The organism is Agrobacterium sp. S7/73 (genome assembly GCF_019355535.1).
Classification (GTDB): Bacteria; Pseudomonadota; Alphaproteobacteria; order Rhizobiales; family Rhizobiaceae; genus Agrobacterium; species Agrobacterium tumefaciens.
In genome coordinates this window covers 2,698,012-2,712,539 of the sequence record NZ_CP072136.1, presented here as the reverse complement: position 1 = coordinate 2,712,539, position 14,528 = coordinate 2,698,012, and the positions used below count along the sequence as shown (strand labels likewise).

General features: G+C 60.8%; 17 protein-coding genes and 1 pseudogene. 5 read left to right on the top strand and 13 right to left on the bottom strand.

The genetic code is table 11. From position 1 onward, the window contains the following. Complete coding sequence (locus tag J5276_RS13485) at positions 1-222, top strand: DUF2274 domain-containing protein (protein WP_209159358.1); 222 nt, start codon at positions 1-3, stop codon at positions 220-222. Between the two features lie 55 nt (positions 223-277). On the opposite strand, the gene J5276_RS13480 is transcribed toward J5276_RS13485, so the two are convergent. The 12 genes and pseudogenes from J5276_RS13480 to J5276_RS13425 all read right to left on the bottom strand — a co-directional run bounded on the left by J5276_RS13480 (position 278) and on the right by J5276_RS13425 (position 10,258). Beyond that, positions 278-1,177, bottom strand: coding sequence for a LysR family transcriptional regulator (locus J5276_RS13480; RefSeq protein ID WP_209159359.1), 900 nt, complete (start codon positions 1,175-1,177; stop codon positions 278-280). Beyond that, positions 1,158-1,727, bottom strand: coding sequence for a DUF2867 domain-containing protein (locus J5276_RS13475; RefSeq protein WP_247749941.1), 570 nt, complete (start codon positions 1,725-1,727; stop codon positions 1,158-1,160). Before J5276_RS13475 ends, J5276_RS13480 begins: the two co-directional genes overlap by 20 nt. 19 nt (positions 1,728-1,746) lie before the next feature. Next, positions 1,747-2,553, bottom strand: a complete 807-nt coding sequence (locus J5276_RS13470; RefSeq protein ID WP_209159360.1) for an SDR family NAD(P)-dependent oxidoreductase — start codon at positions 2,551-2,553, stop codon at positions 1,747-1,749. Between the two features lie 92 nt (positions 2,554-2,645). Further along, positions 2,646-3,431, bottom strand: a complete 786-nt coding sequence (locus tag J5276_RS13465; RefSeq protein ID WP_209159361.1) for an acetoin reductase — start codon at positions 3,429-3,431, stop codon at positions 2,646-2,648. Between the two features lie 8 nt (positions 3,432-3,439). Beyond that, positions 3,440-4,126, bottom strand: coding sequence for an NADPH-dependent F420 reductase (locus J5276_RS13460; RefSeq protein ID WP_209159372.1), 687 nt, complete (start codon positions 4,124-4,126; stop codon positions 3,440-3,442). Positions 4,127-4,231: 105 nt separating this feature from the next. Beyond that, positions 4,232-4,999 carry an SDR family NAD(P)-dependent oxidoreductase gene (locus J5276_RS13455; RefSeq protein ID WP_209159362.1) on the bottom strand — a complete coding sequence of 256 codons (768 nt, stop codon included), beginning with the start codon at positions 4,997-4,999 and terminating at the stop codon, positions 4,232-4,234. 63 nt (positions 5,000-5,062) lie between these two features. Continuing rightward, positions 5,063-5,761, bottom strand: a complete 699-nt coding sequence (locus J5276_RS13450; protein ID WP_209159363.1) for an NADPH-dependent F420 reductase — start codon at positions 5,759-5,761, stop codon at positions 5,063-5,065. A gap of 333 nt (positions 5,762-6,094) precedes the next feature. Further along, complete coding sequence (locus tag J5276_RS13445; protein ID WP_209159373.1) at positions 6,095-6,979, bottom strand: LysR family transcriptional regulator; 885 nt, start codon at positions 6,977-6,979, stop codon at positions 6,095-6,097. A 164-nt stretch (positions 6,980-7,143) separates the two neighbouring features. Next, positions 7,144-7,514: pseudogene (locus J5276_RS13440) on the bottom strand (DUF427 domain-containing protein). A 129-nt stretch (positions 7,515-7,643) separates the two neighbouring features. Continuing rightward, positions 7,644-8,063: a nuclear transport factor 2 family protein gene (locus tag J5276_RS13435; RefSeq protein WP_247749943.1), complete on the bottom strand. Its 420-nt coding sequence runs from the start codon at positions 8,061-8,063 to the stop codon at positions 7,644-7,646. Positions 8,064-8,144: 81 nt separating this feature from the next. Further along, a complete protein-coding gene (locus J5276_RS13430) occupies positions 8,145-8,942 on the bottom strand; it encodes an NADPH-dependent F420 reductase (protein WP_209159364.1) in 798 nt (265 codons plus the stop codon). 287 nt (positions 8,943-9,229) lie between these two features. Continuing rightward, entirely contained in the window at positions 9,230-10,258 is a 1,029-nt protein-coding gene (locus J5276_RS13425) for a LysR family transcriptional regulator (protein ID WP_247749944.1), read from the bottom strand. Between the two features lie 47 nt (positions 10,259-10,305). Between J5276_RS13425 and J5276_RS13420 the strand changes: the two genes are divergently transcribed. The 4 genes from J5276_RS13420 (at position 10,306) to J5276_RS13405 (ending at position 13,288) form a co-directional block, all read left to right on the top strand. Then, positions 10,306-10,734, top strand: a complete 429-nt coding sequence (locus J5276_RS13420; RefSeq protein WP_209159365.1) for a nuclear transport factor 2 family protein — start codon at positions 10,306-10,308, stop codon at positions 10,732-10,734. 63 nt (positions 10,735-10,797) lie between these two features. Then, positions 10,798-12,393 (top strand): MFS transporter, encoded by a 1,596-nt coding sequence (locus J5276_RS13415; protein ID WP_247749945.1) that lies wholly within the window; start codon positions 10,798-10,800, stop codon positions 12,391-12,393. Between the two features lie 30 nt (positions 12,394-12,423). Then, a complete protein-coding gene (locus tag J5276_RS13410) occupies positions 12,424-12,654 on the top strand; it encodes a helix-turn-helix domain-containing protein (RefSeq protein ID WP_209159366.1) in 231 nt (76 codons plus the stop codon). Between the two features lie 349 nt (positions 12,655-13,003). Beyond that, on the top strand, positions 13,004-13,288 hold the full coding sequence (locus J5276_RS13405) for an AlpA family transcriptional regulator (RefSeq protein ID WP_151689128.1): 285 nt from the start codon (positions 13,004-13,006) through the stop codon (positions 13,286-13,288). On the opposite strand, the gene J5276_RS13400 is transcribed toward J5276_RS13405, so the two are convergent. Continuing rightward, positions 13,254-14,510 (bottom strand): site-specific integrase, encoded by a 1,257-nt coding sequence (locus J5276_RS13400; RefSeq protein WP_209159367.1) that lies wholly within the window; start codon positions 14,508-14,510, stop codon positions 13,254-13,256. The genes J5276_RS13405 and J5276_RS13400 overlap by 35 nt on opposite strands. Between the last annotated feature and the right edge of the window lie 18 nt (positions 14,511-14,528).

The window sequence follows — 14,528 nt, the reverse complement described above, 5'->3', positions numbered from 1 at the left end:
ATGACCAAGCTGAAGCTCGGCGCGATTGCCGATGACAAGCCAATCAAGTTCAACATCGAATTGCCGGCGCTACTGCACCGTGATCTCGTTGCCTATGCCGAGATCCTTGCGCGCGAGACGGGGCAACCTGTCAGCGATCCGACCAAGCTAATCGCGCCCATGATTCAGCGCTTCATCGCCACAGACCGCGCCTTTGCGAAGGCGCGCCGGCAATCCTCGTGACAGCAATTGCGCCATTAGCTTCTACAATCTCGGATGGGTCCATTGATCTTTGACACTACTTCATGCGTCGCTGGCTGCTCATGGCCAACAAGAATTTGAGCGCTGGATTCTGATTGGTCGCGGACCACACGGCGCTAAACGAAAACGTCTCTTCGCCGCAGCCGATTGGGACGAAACGAAGGCCAGGATAATTGACGCCACCGACCGAGCTTGTGGCGAGAGTGATCCCAAACCCCTGAGCGACCATGCTCAGCAGATTGTCGCAACCGATGTGCTGTACGGAAATCGCCGGGCAAACTCCGAAGCCTGATAGTTGCCGCTCCAGATAATCTGTAACCTCTGGTCCTGCTGCGTCTGCCATGACGAGAAAAGTCTCATTCTTCACATCTTCCCAACTGACCCCGCCCAACGTCGCGACCCGGTGGGACGTAGGAACCGCGACGTGAATTGTTTCGTCCCACAGCCTTTCAGATCGGCAGCCTGGCAATCGCGGATCTGTCAGCATGAAGGCAACGTCGAGCCGGCCGTTCAGAAGAGCACCAGCGGTGGTTTGCGATGTGCCATCTTGGAAAGAAACGTCGATATCCGGATAGCGCCGATGATATGCGGCAAGCAGCTCGGCCAGAAAACCGTTGCCGAAGCAGGCTGTCAGACCCACGCGGAGCACACCTGTAGCGCCACGTTTGGCTTGAGCGACTGCATCAACAGCCTGGTGAAGATGTCTCGCGCCGATCACCGCCTCCCTGAGAAAGCGCTCGCCCGCAACGGTTACGCGAGCACCCGACCTATGCCGCTCAAACAGGGCGATACCGATACGTCGCTCCAATATTTGGATGCGCCTGCTGACGGTAGACTGCGATACCGAGAGGAGCTCCGCCGTGCGCCGGAAACTACCATGCTCCGCAGCGAGCATCGCGTAACGCAGATAACGCAAGTCAAAGGAGACGTCCGGCACTGTTGTCTCCTTTCGCAAAGCGCCGCGCCTGTCGGCGTGCTGTTGCGGCGGCGCGCCTCAGATTTGAACGAACAACAAGTACGTGAAATGGCCTAATTAGATTCAGATAAGCGCGCCCAAAGGTATTGTGACAATGAACGACCGTCGTTACGACGACTTCGAAAGCGCCCTCGCCATTCAACGCCCCCAGCAGTATCGACGCTCTGAAATCAAGGTGTCGATCATCCACACCGAGCACCAGTTCGTTTTCTGATCGAGATAGGACGGGGAAAAAGGCGATGGACTCGTTCTCGCGCGCGTTGCGTTGAAGTTCATCCGTCGTTTTCAAGCCAAAGCGAGCTACGGTCATATCGCGTGTCGCGAGGAGCCCGCGGACCCACCAGGCCGGACGGCCGAGGATCGCGTGCGCTACAGCTTCCGGGTCACGCGAGATTCCAGCACCGAAGGTCGTGGCAAAAGAATCAACCAGGTCGGCTCCGCCGTACCAGCCCGCGATGCTGCTTTGAGCGGGCGGCGCCATCGACCTCACGCCGCCGACCGCGTTGTACATATTTCCCGCCATGGCGCCGCTAGATCGCCATCACCGAGCCGCCATCAACCCGAAGATTTGTCCCGGTAATGAAGCTCGCCCGTTCCGACGCCAGAAACACGACCGCAGCGGCGACGTCCTCCGGATTGCCGGGGCGGCCCACCGCGATATTGGGCCGCAGGGCCGGCTGGAAATGAGCGGCCAGTTCGTCAGGCGAGAGATTGTCTGCCCCGTCCTGCTGGGCCAACAAATCACGAAGAATGGGAGTATCGACATAGGCCGGCGACACCACGTTCACGACCACGCCGCGGCTCGCGTAGGTCTTCGAGATGCCCTTGGTCAGGATGTTCAGCGCGCTCTTGGCCGAGGCATATTCGAGCGCGACCGCGTCGGGTTGGATGCCGCTCTCCGACGAGATGTTGATGATCCGACCCCATCCGCGCTCCGCCATTGCCGGCGCCAACGCCCGGGTGACACGCACCACGGAAAGGACATTGAACTCCCAGGTCTCCAGCCAATCCGCATCGGGGATTTCCTCGAAGGGCCGGAACAGCTCGCCCGTCGACGACCGAAGGCCGCCCGCATTGTTCACGAGGATGTCGATCGGTCCGAGTTTCGCTTCGATCGTGGCAAGCGCCTGCGCCAGGCTCTCTTCATTGGTCACGTCAGCGCCGACCGCCAGCGCTCGCTCGCCGAGCGCATCGGTGATCGCCGCCAGTTTCGCTTCGCTGCGGGCCAGGAACGCCACCTTGGCGCCCTCGGCGTGCAATGCGCGGGCGATCGCCTCACCGATGCCCTGGCTTGCTCCGGTCACCAGAGCAGTACGACCATTGAGTTGCGTGTCCATTCCAGCCTCCTTTGAAGGGACGCAGCTCCTCTTTGGTGGAGCCCTTCATGTGGCTCCTGCCATGCCGCGTCGGGTGTTAAGGGACGTCGGGCTTAGCGATAGACGAGCCCGCCATCGGTCAGGATTGCTTGACCGGTGATGTAGTCGGCGTTGTCGCTACAGAGGAACGCGACAAGAGCCGCAACATCTTCCGGCGTCTGGGCGCGGCCGAGCGCGATGCCCTCGACATACTTCTTGTCGGTTTCGCCTTTCGGCGCACCGGTGAGCTGCGAAAAGCGCTCGTCGATCTCGACCCACATGTCGGTTCCGACGATACCGGGGCAATAAGCGTTCACTGTTATGCCGGCGCTGGCATATTCTTTGGCGGCGGCTTGCGTCAGCGCTCGGACGGCAAACTTCGTCGCCGAATAAACGCTCACCATTGGAAAGCCTTCGTGGCCGGCGGCAGAAGATGCGTTGATGATTTTGCCCTTCTTGCCGCGCGCCTTGAACTTGGTCGCAGCGGCCTGAATGCCCCAAACGACGCTGTCGACATTTACGCGGAAGATTCGCTCCATGTCGTCCGGAAGGACGTCGGCGAGCGGCTTTACCTGCGCTATGCCCGCATTGTTGACGATAGCGTCGAAGCCGCCGAGATCCCGATCGACCTGATGTACGGCCGAAAACACCTCATCGCGTTTGCTGACATCGGCAACAACAGATGTGGCCCTGGAACCAAGAGCCTCGACCTCTTCCTTGACCTCGGCGAGTTTGTCTTCTTTCAGATCGACCAATCCGACCTTGGCACCGTCTTTGGCCAGACGTAGCGCAATCGCACGTCCGATACCCTGGCTCGCTCCCGTAACCAGAACGACCCGTCCTTTTGGCTGCGTGACCATAGGTCCTCCTACGGCTTGCCGATGTTGCTGTTGGGGGATGCGCGGAATTCCGGCTTGCGCTCCGGACTAGCCGCGGCCAGCGCCTTGCGGACGCCTTCTGCATTTAGATTGGCAGCATAGACCGGGGTTCCCGGCTGCTGGCGCCAGGACTCGTCGAGCGGGCCGGCATCGATACCGTCGTATCCGAGTTCGTCGAACAGTCGGATGACCCGCGCTTTGTGGGCCTCGCTATCGCCAGCGACCGGCAGTGCGATGCGGCCCGGCGTGCCCGCGGGCTCGCCGCCATCGAGGAGGCTGCGCCAGTGCAGGTTGTTGATGGCCTTCAGCACCGGCCGACCAAGCTGATTTGCCACCCAGCGGCTTTCGGCCATGCCCTGTTCGATCGGATCGATCCGCCCATCCCGCTCCTGGGGATAGTAATTTCCCGTCTCCACGACAGCGACATCGGCATCGACCTCGTCGAACAGATTCTTCGGCAGATCGGCGATCTTGAAGGCCGGGATCGCGACGAAGACGATGTCGCCGCTGCGTGCCGCTTCATGGACGGTCACGGCCTTGGCGCCGGTCTCGGCGGCGAGATCCGCAAGCGATCCAGGGCCGCGCGAATTGGCGATGGATACTTGATGGCCCAGCTTTGAGAGCCGTCGGGCCAGCGAGCCGCCAATTTCCCCTGATCCTATGATTCCAATCTTCATCATCGCTCTCCCAAGCTATGGAATGGTTCGGACGTCGCCTGCGTGGCGGCGGACCGTTGCCGGCGCCGACGCATGCGAGCGCCGACGCCGGGGCAGTTCAGCCGATCAGAGCCTGTAGCCGCCGCTCGCCTCGATCACCTGACCGGTCACCCATCGGGCTTCGTCAGACGCGAGGAAGGCAACCACCGCGGCGATGTCCGACGTTTCACCGAAGCGGCCGAACGCCGTGTCGGCCTCGATGGCCTTTACGATGTTGGCATCCTCTCGGACGGCAGCATTCATGTCCGTTCGCGTCCAACCCGGTGCCACCGCATTCACGGCAATCCCGCGCGGACCAAGCTCCATTGCAAGCGCATGGGTGAGGTTGTTGATCGCCGCCTTTGCCATCGAATAGATCGGCACCATTGGTTGCGGGCGCGTGGAGAGGCCCGACGAGATATTGATGATCCGCCCGCCATCCGACAGACGGCTTAGCGCCGACTGCACCATGAAGAACGGCGCGCGGGCATGGACCGAGATCATGGTGTCCCAAGCCTCCGGCGTGGCGTCGGAGAGACCGCCCCAACCCGAATTGCCCGCATTGTTAACGAGAATGTCGAGCGTCTTGCTGCCCTTGCGTTTCGTCAGCTCGCGATCCAGCTCGTCGTACAAGCCAGGGATCGACCCGGCGTCGGAGAGATCGGCGTGCAGCGAAAAAGCGGTGCCACCCGCCTTCTCGATGGCGGCGACAGCCTCTTCAGCGCCGGCGCTGCTTGCATTGTACGTGATCGCTACGGTCGCGCCGGCAGCAGCGAGCCGTTCAGCGATCGTCCGGCCGATGCCCCGGCCCGCGCCGGTCACGAGGGCGGTTTTGCCATTCAATGTCTGCGCCATTGTAATTTTCCTTCTTAAAGCGAATTGCGATTTTGGAATTTGCGCTCGAGCTGGCTCGCTCGATCAGGCGACACGTTCGCGCGTGATCGGGCCAGGATTGGCTTCGACGACTGCAAGCGCGAGGCGGATCAGGTCAGGGTCGCCGCCATATTCATTGTCTGCGACGTGATGCAGAAGCACGCCGACCTGTTCGAGCTGCCGGGCGCCCTTGAGATTGCCGGCGTTGACGGGCTTAAAGCCCGCGTCGGCGATGAGGCCCCGCGTTACGTCGCCAGCGGCACTGTCGTCGGTTGCGTAGAAGACATTGGCCTGCACCGGCGCTTCAGCCCATGCCGCCGCCTCAAGCGACGGAGCCGCGATCAAGTTGAATCCCTTGACGATGCGCGCCTTAGGCAAGCGCCGCTGCAGGTCTTCTGAAGTCGAGCTGTCGCGCATGAACTCCAGATCGTGGAAGTGCACGAAATCGGCGGTAACACCGAGCGGGTTCATGGTCTCGATAACGACCTTGCCGTCGAGCGCATCGCCAACCTCGGCAACGATTGCTTCGACCCGCGGCCAATAGACGGAGAATAGAACGGCGTCGCCGAACTCGGCCGCCTCGCGAATCGTGCCGGGTCGAGCCTTATCGCCCAGTTCCGCAAGTAATGGCGCGATCTTCCGGTCCTCACCGTCCTTCGCGATCACGAGGTCATGGCCTGCGGTCGCCCAGGCTCGCGCCAGACGACTGCCGAGATTGCCGGCGTTTAAGATTCCGATTTTCATTGAATATCCTGTCTACTCAACATTTATGCCCCCGAGGAGCGGTTCTGTTGAAAGTTAGGATATCGCTCAGGAATAGATTAGATGCCGGACGAACCTCAGTCTGTTGTTCATACGAGCAACAATCATGGGCGCTCCAAGATCACGGGCGTCGTCCCCCCCATTTTTCGCATGTGGTCCTGGAATTGAGCAGGCAAAGGGCAGCCCGCCTAATTTCCGTTGCGCGGCGCAGGAGGAGGTGTTTGGGTCCGACCCGATAGCAGCGGGCTTCTGCCGATCGAGCGCGGCTCCTACTTCGCATGGTCGCATGCTACCGCAGCTGTAAATGGCTTCTCGTCAGCGTAGATCCGTGTCGCCGTCATCCCTGAACGCATCGCGACAAAGATCGATGAAGCCACGCACCTTCGGGTCCATGTAGCGTGTGGAGGCGAAAACTGCGTGAACCGGCATTGGGATACTCGCCCAGCCTGGCAAAACTTTCACCAGAGCTCCCTCGACCACGTGTGGCTCGGCCATGAATCGCGGGAGTTGCGCAATTCCTAAACCGGATAGCGTCAGGTTCTTGGCCGCGATTATATTGTCGAGTGCGCAGCGCGGTGTCTGCGACACCTTCTCCGTTGCCTGACCATTGACCAAGGTCCAAGTTGAGCGGCCACTCGATGTTTTCATGATGAGATCATGGCGTTTCAGGTCTTCGACCGTGCGGTGCGGCGCGGCACGCTTCAGGTAATCAGGGGAAGCATAAAGACCGTAGGTTATCTCTCCGAGTTTGCGCGCCGACAAATCAGAATCCTGCAAGGCGCCGATGCGGATCGCGACGTCGATACCCTCATGAATGATGTCGACGAAGCGAATGGAGTATACCGTTTCCACGGAAACCTTTGGCCATGTGGACAAGTACGCGGCGACCCAGTGGTCGACACGGGTCGTGCCAAACTCTGGAGTTGCCGTGATCTTCAAGCGGCCCGTGGGTTCCTGGCTTTGCTGCGCTACCGCGGCCTCGGCCGCTTCTGCGGCCGCCAGGATCGACGAGGCGCGTTCGAAATAATCCCGACCGACTTCCGTCACGCTAAGTCGCCGCGTTGACCGATTGAGGAGTCGTGCGCCGAGCTTCTCCTCGATGCGCTGCACGATGCGGCTCACCCGCGCCTTGTCGGTCTCAAGCCGTTCGGCTGCGGCGGTGAATGATTCTTCCGTCACCACAGCGACGAAGACCTGCATTTCGGAAAAACCAACTGTTGTCATGAACAACGTCCTGTCATGCGCCGCTCGTATTATTAAATCAACGCAAGCCCCTCGGGCTGATATTACCGATCCCGCACCGACGCACTGTTATGGTTTGGATAATCATGAAGTGCAGACGATCTGGAACCTGCGACCAGCATTCACGCGCGCGGCATTATCTCGATCGCATCGACACGGTCTGGATAAAACGCCAGATGCCCCTTGATCATCAGCATGTGGTCGAAGGGGTCCTCGTAGGACCAGGCAACATCTTGGGTGACGCTGTCGCATGCATCAAAATAGCTGGCGTCCCCCTTATAGGGCAATGGGTGCGTGTTGGGCTAGACATTAGCGCTTCCATCGCCACGTCGGCGCGCGGAATGTAGAAGACCGGCGGCAAGCTTGCTTCACGAAGTATCAGCGCATTGCAGCTTTCCGCCAAGACAGTACTGCCAATCCGCACGATGACCCTCTCATCCGCCGGTGCGACGGTAATCGGATGATCAGGACTGGGCTGCTTTCCACCTTGCATGAACTTTTTCCTTGTTGACGACCATCCCCATGTGAATGAGGACGGCACTGTGAATTCAAGCCCCCCGCGATGTCGGGCGCACGATCAGCAGCGATGTCGCGACGCCGCCGATGCCGACAGAGATTACAGCTACTGTGTTTGTTTCAGCGGAACCAGTTGAAGGGCCTGGCCACCGAGCTTTGGAACAAGTTTTTGCTGCACAGCGACGACGGCGGCCAGCGGGCGCCATGCGATGGTCATGGTCTCGATGCGGCCATCGTCGCCCAAGTGGACGTGGTCGAACGCATCGATCACATGATCTTCGAAACGGATCGTGATGACGGCGATGACGTCGGCACCGTCGCGCATCATCATCTTCGGCTCGAACGCGTCGACCGTGGAGAGCAGTTCGCGGAGGACAGCGGCCACACTGACCCGTCCCTTGAATGGCGCGGGAAGGATCGGGCTATTGAGTTCGACGGCCTCGGACAAGTGCTCGCTGGCGCGCGCAACGTCGCCCTCGTGCATTGCCTCAAGGAAAGGGGTGAGATGGTCTTCACTTAGCATCATGATTATGTGCGTCCCGGCGAGCCCCGCGGGGCCTCCAACAACCAAATGCCGGACGCCCTTGGAGGGGCGTCCGGCAGGGGGTCAATTTGCGACGGTCGCGGCGCTTGCCTGGGCCATGAAGAGGTCGACATGGACCTGCGGCATGCCCTCGAAGGTGCCGCCGATCGGCGACGGGCGCACGGCCTCATCGATCAGCTTGCGAGCATCGTCGCGCGACACCGGCGAGCCGGGCTGCGTGTAGGCGCGCTCGGCTTCCGGGCCTGTCGCCTTAAGGTCCACCGTCGGAGCGTAAGCCCAGAAGTAGATCGGCGTGCTCGGCTCGATGCGCCAGCTATCCGCGAGCGAACCCGCGTCGATGGCATCGAAACCGATCTTGTCAAAGAACTCGGTCACCGCCTGCTTCGCGCCGGCGTCGTCGCCCGCGATCGGCAGCGTCGTCCGGGACGCCGAACCCTTCGGCGTCGCGTTGGCCTTCATGTGGAGCCAGCTGAGGTTGTGGAAGCCCTTGACGACCTTCGCCCCCGGCAGACGCTGCTGGATCAGCTCGCTGGAAGTCAGCTCGGCCTTGTCGAGGACGTCGTTGTTGCCGAATGCTGGATAGTAGTTCGTCTGGTCGAGTACGACCTTGCCCGCGAACTTGTCGGCGGGCAGCTGTTCGGAGGCGGCGATCGGGATCGAGAGCGTGACGATGTCACCCGCCGCGATAGCCTCCTCTGTGGTGCCGGCGCTCGCCAGCGGACCAAGCTCTGCGATCAGCTCCTTGATGGTTTCCGTGCCGCGGGAGTTGCTGATCAACACCTTGTAGCCAGCTGCGATCGCGAGACGCGCGACTGCCTTGCCGACAAGGCCTGAGCCGATAATTCCGATTGTTTGTGTCATGTAAGATATCTTTCTTCATAGAGGCGGTAGCCGCCAACGGGATTCATGTGCCCCCGCGCTGCCTCTCACGCACCGCGTCGGTGAGAGCCACAGCAAGCGGCACGACCGAGAAATATGAATTTGGCAAAGATGCTAACAGTGGGGCAGACGACAACACACTGTTGTCTCTTGGGCCGACAATACTTCAAGCAGTGGAAGCACAGCGCCGGACAACTGGAGAATAGGTTGCGCGCGACGACTGGTTCCGTTGCACGCGCCATGACCTCAAGGGCTGTGCAGGCGCCGCCTCAGTCGAAGCTCTCGACGTCATTCAGAAAGCCATCGCGACAGACATCGACAAAGCCCCGTACCTTCGGGTCCATATAACGCGTCGAAGCGAAGACGGCATGGACCGGCACCGGGATACATGCCCAGTCATGGAGGACCCTGACAAAAGCACCGTCCGCCACATGCGGCTCAGCCATGTATCGCGGAAGCTGCACGATCCCCAGGCCAGACAGCGCGAGGTTCCTGGCGGACATGGTGTTATTGACGGCGCAGCGTGGCGCCTGCCACACCTTTTCGGTCTGCTCGCCATTCACCAAGGTCCAGGCCGGACGGCCGCGCGGCGCATGCATGATCAGGTGACGTCGCCTCAGATCATCGATCGTGCGCACAGGCGCGGCACCCTGCACGTAGTCGGGCGCGGCATATAGGCCGTAGGTCAGTTCTCCAAGCCGACGGGCCGAAAGCTCTGAGTCCTGCAGGGGTCCGATCCGGATCGCCACATCGACCCCTTCATGGATGATGTCGACGAGACGGTTCGTGTATTCGGTCTCGACGGTCACCTTCGGCCACTTGCGCAGGAACGTGGCGATCCAGCTATCGACGCGCATCGTACCAAACTCAGCGCCGGCCGTTATCTTGAGACGACCCTTTGGCTCCTGAGTCCGTTGCGCCACTGCGGATTCGGCCGCTTCGGCTGCGGCCAAAATCGACGAGGCGCGCTCAAAATAATCACGGCCGGCCTCCGTCACGCTGAGGTGCCGGGTCGATCGGTTCAAAAGCCGCGCGCCAAGCTTCTCTTCCATTCGCCGCACAATACGGCTCACCCGCGCCTTGTCCGTCTCAAGGCGCTCTGCCGCTGCTGTGAAAGATCCTTCCGTCACCACAGCGACAAAGGCCTGCATCTCAAGGAAATCTACTGTTGTCGCCATAACAACAGTCTGTAATTTTTTGAACGAATTATCAAGATGCAAACAACTGTCATTGTGCCTCATCGGCAGCCATTGGGTTGCGAGCATCAGGGAACCAACGATGAGCAACAGCACGAACATGCCCGCGCGTGCGCCCTGGCGCGCGAACGCGCATGGAGGACGTCATAATGGCTGAGACACCCAATATCGAAGCGACGAAGGGCTTTTTAAACGCCCAACGCGACGATGGTTTCGATCGTGCGATGATCGGCTACGTCCATCCTGATTTCCGCTTTGTGGTCTCGAGCGCAAACAATGACGAGCTGCGCGCCCTCATTCCTTGGGCGGGTTATGAGCACAAGGGTTGCGAAGGTTACAAACGCCTCAGGGCTCTCGTCTTCTCCGAATACCAATCGCTCGCGTTTGAAGTCACGCGCTTCACCGACGCTGGCGACCAAGTCTTCGTTGAGGGCCATTTTCGGTTGCGTCATCGCGAGACGGCGAAGATCGCAGACAGCGATTTCATTGTCCGCTTTGAGATGAAGGATGGAAGGATCGTCCGAGGGCAGATGTACGAAAACACTGCCGCTGTTGCCGAAGCTCGCCGCGCCGACTGAACGCTCCCAAGCTCACCGTCCACGCGGCGACTACTTCACTTTTCCAAGATAGCGAAATCGAAGATGAGAGATCACGAACACAATTTACCTACCGCAAATGCGGCACCGACGGCTGGAATGGTGCTGGTTCTTATTGCCGTCTGTTGCGCGGCTATAACCGCGCCACTGGCGTTTACCGGCATTGCGGTCGGCTTGCCTGCGATCAGCCGCGAACTCGGCGGCAGCCCGATTCAGCTCAACTGGGCTCTCAATGCTTTTATCCTGACATTCGGGAGCACGCTGATGGCGGCCGGCGCGCTCGCCGACAGCTATGGACGCAAGAAGGTGTTCCTGTCCGGCCTGGCGGCTTTCGGGCTGCTTTCGGTCGCCCTCATTTTTACACGCGACATCGTCTGGTTCGACCTTCTGAGGGCGCTTCAGGGCGTGGGCGCGGCGGCAGCCTTTGCCGGTGGCCTAGCTGCGCTTGCCCAAGAATTCGACGGGGCCGCGCGGCTTCGCGCATTCAGCATCGTTGGCGCCAACTTCGGCATCGGGCTCGCCTTCGGGCCGGTCGCGGCGGGATGGATGATCGCCACGATGGGCTGGCCGGCAATCTTCATGCTGCTCGTGGCGCTGGTGGTGATCGGGCTTCTTCTCGGCGCGATCTTCATGCGGGAATCGGGAGATCCGACTGCCTCTGGGATCGACTGGAAAGGGGCCATCAGCTTTACCCTCGCACTCACCGCACTGACCTTTGGCGTGCTACAGGCTCCGGAAAGCGGCTGGGGCGATCCACTCATCGTCGTGCTGCTGATCGGTGCTGTCCTGCTGTTCGTCGCCTTCGGAATGATCGAACGGACGGTTGCCCGGCCGATGCTGGACCTTTCGCTGTTTCGCTTTCCGCGTTTCGTCGGCGCACAATTGCTGGCGGTGGCGCCAGCCTATGCCTTCGTCGTGCTCCTGGTTCTGATGCCGGTGCGCTTCATCGGGATCGAGGGGATGGACGAGATCGCAGCCGGCCAGATGATGATTGCGCTGTCCGCCCCCTTGCTCGTTCTGCCGATCGCAGCCGGGCTACTGACCCGCTGGCTCGCGCCGGCCACGATCTGCGGAGCAGGACTCGCGATCGCCGCAGCGGGCCTCTACTGGCTCGGCCGGTTCCCGGTCGGTTCCGACCCCGCTGCACTGATTGCACCGCTGATCACCATAGGCGTGGGTGTAGGCTTGCCTTGGGGCTTGATGGACGGGCTTGCCGTCAGCGTCGTGCCTAAGGAGCGGGCGGGCATGGCGACCGGCATCTTCAGCACGTCTCGCGTGGCCGGCGAGGGCATAGCGCTTGCATTGGTGTCGGCGGGGCTGTCAGTGCTTATCAGCACCAACCTTGGCGCGGCCGCTGGTGGCCAAGCGGGCGTGATCGCGCAGCGACTCGTCACGGGTGACCTTCCGGAGGTGGCGGCGCACGTGCCATCCATGGAGCGGTCGGCACTCCTCCCAGGATATAGCGATGGATTCTCGACACTGCTGTGGTTGCTGAGTGCGATCACAGCGCTGACCGCCGTCGTCGTCTTCCTCTTCCTCGGCCGAAGCCACGAAACGGTGGAGGATATCGAGGATGAAGCGGAGCAGGCCGCAGCCGTCGCGATGCCATCCGACAAGGCGGCATTTTGCAGCCAGCCCTAAGGTAGCGTCCCTCGAACGCGCCGGGAACGCGTGCTGACCCAGACGCTGCACAAGCTGGAGCGCAACGGCATGGTGACGCGCAGGGTTCTGGATGGGCGCGTTCTCGGCGTTGCATATGCGCTGACACCGCTCGGCCTATCGCTGCAAGGACCGTTTGCGATCCTGTTCGACTGGACCGTCGAGAACATCGAAGTGATTCAGGAGTCTCAGCGCAGCTATGATGCGCGCGAAGATCAGGTTGCGCCTGAACGGTGGGGTTGAACAGCCGTTCAACGCGAGCCAGCAGCGAGCGCCCATCTAGCGCCTCCTACTGACGGGTGAAAGCAAACTCGGGATAAGGATGGTGCGGGTGGCCGGGGTCGAACCGGCACGCCTTTTGGAACAAGATTTTGAAGGGAGTCGCGTTTACTGAATGCGTCCCCTCGTAGCGAGCCCCACACGTTTCCAGCTTATCAAACAGCGCCTGTTCGCCCGTATACTGCACCAAGCAGTCAAGAAGAACCCGCCGATGTGTACGCTATAGCCCGAAAACACCGCACGGAATATCGGCAGGGCTTCCAGTATCGGCATCTATCAGTCTCAATCGCTTCAGCAACGCAGGAGATTGAGCATGGCAAAGATCGAAACTACGCAAATTCGGAGAACAATCCGGCGGCAGCAGTTGCGCGAGATGGTGCCGATGGCTGACAGCACTATTTATGAAATGGAGCAGCGTGGCGAGTTTCCCCGCCGGTTTGCGCTCTCGCCACGCTGTATAGTTTGGGACCTGGCCGAGGTCGAGGCTTGGCTGATGGCCCGGCGGGCTGCGCCGATCCGGCGCGCCCAACACCCCGATGTCACCAAGCGTAAAACCCGCCCCGTCAAAGGGCGGGATCAAGCTCCATCAAGGGCATAGCTTGCGGCAAAAGTGTGGGGGCGTACTTCCGGCCGTCGATCCAGGCGTCCACGGTATCCGCCCACTGCTGCATCATATGCCGACGCTGCACCTCGTACTCGGCCTTGTTATAGACGCCGCGCGACGAACGCCCGTCCTCGTGCGCCAGGCACTTTTCGATCCAGTCGCTGTTAAAGCCGAGCTCATTTAACAGCGTCGACCCCGTCCGCCGCAGATCATGGACCGTGAATGGCTCCAGCGGGAGCCCCTCCTTCTTGGCTCGCTCGACGACGGAGTAGGTGATCCGATTGAAGGTCGCGCGGGACATTGGCGCGTCCGCGTCGTACCGGGATGGCAAAAGATATCGAGAGTTGCCGGAGCACGTCTTGAGCGCGATCATGATGTCTAACGTCTGTCGGCACAGGTACACGTTGTGCGGCTTCGACCGCTTCATGCGCTCCTTCGGGATGGTCCAGACGGCGTTGTCGAAATCGATTTCGTCCCAAACTGCATCCTGCAACTCGCTCTTCCGGACCATGGTGAGGAGGTAGAGCTTCATACCGAGGCGGATCGTTGGCAACGTCGCAACATGCTCGAGCTGCTTGAACATGATGCGGATCTCTGCGGGTGAAAGCGCGCGGTCCTTGGGCGTAAAGGTAGCGATCGAGGCTGGACCGACGTCATCGGCCGGATTGGCGACCTTCTCACCGTGCAGAATGGCAAAGCCGTAGATCTGCTTCAGGATATCCCGCACATGGATAGCAGTTGCAGGCGCACCCCGTTCGACGATCTTGCCGCAGTGAGCGCGTAGATCATCCGGTGTGATCTCCGTCAGGAGACGATTTCGCCAGACTGGCATGAGTTCGCGTTCGAAGATGGAGCGACGCATCGCGCGCGTGCTGTCGGCCATGGTCGCGTTGGTCAGCCACTTCTCGCCGAACTGGCCGAAACTCTTTGCCTCCTTGATCCGGCGCTTGTCCCGCTGCTTCTCGATGGCGGGGGACCGCCCCTCGGTGATCGCGCGCCGCGCGTCGATGCATAGCTCGCGAGCCCTGGCGAGCGATATTCCGTCACGGGCATATCTGCCGAGATAGACGGTCTCCCGCCTGCCGTTCAGCCGATAGTCGAGCCTGAACGAAATGGCACCCGACGGCGCGACGCGCACATACATGCCGTCACGATCGGAAACCTTGTACATTTTGGCTTTTGGTTTCAAAGACTTGAGCGCTGCATCGGTCAACATTTAGGGCCTCCTCGCGGA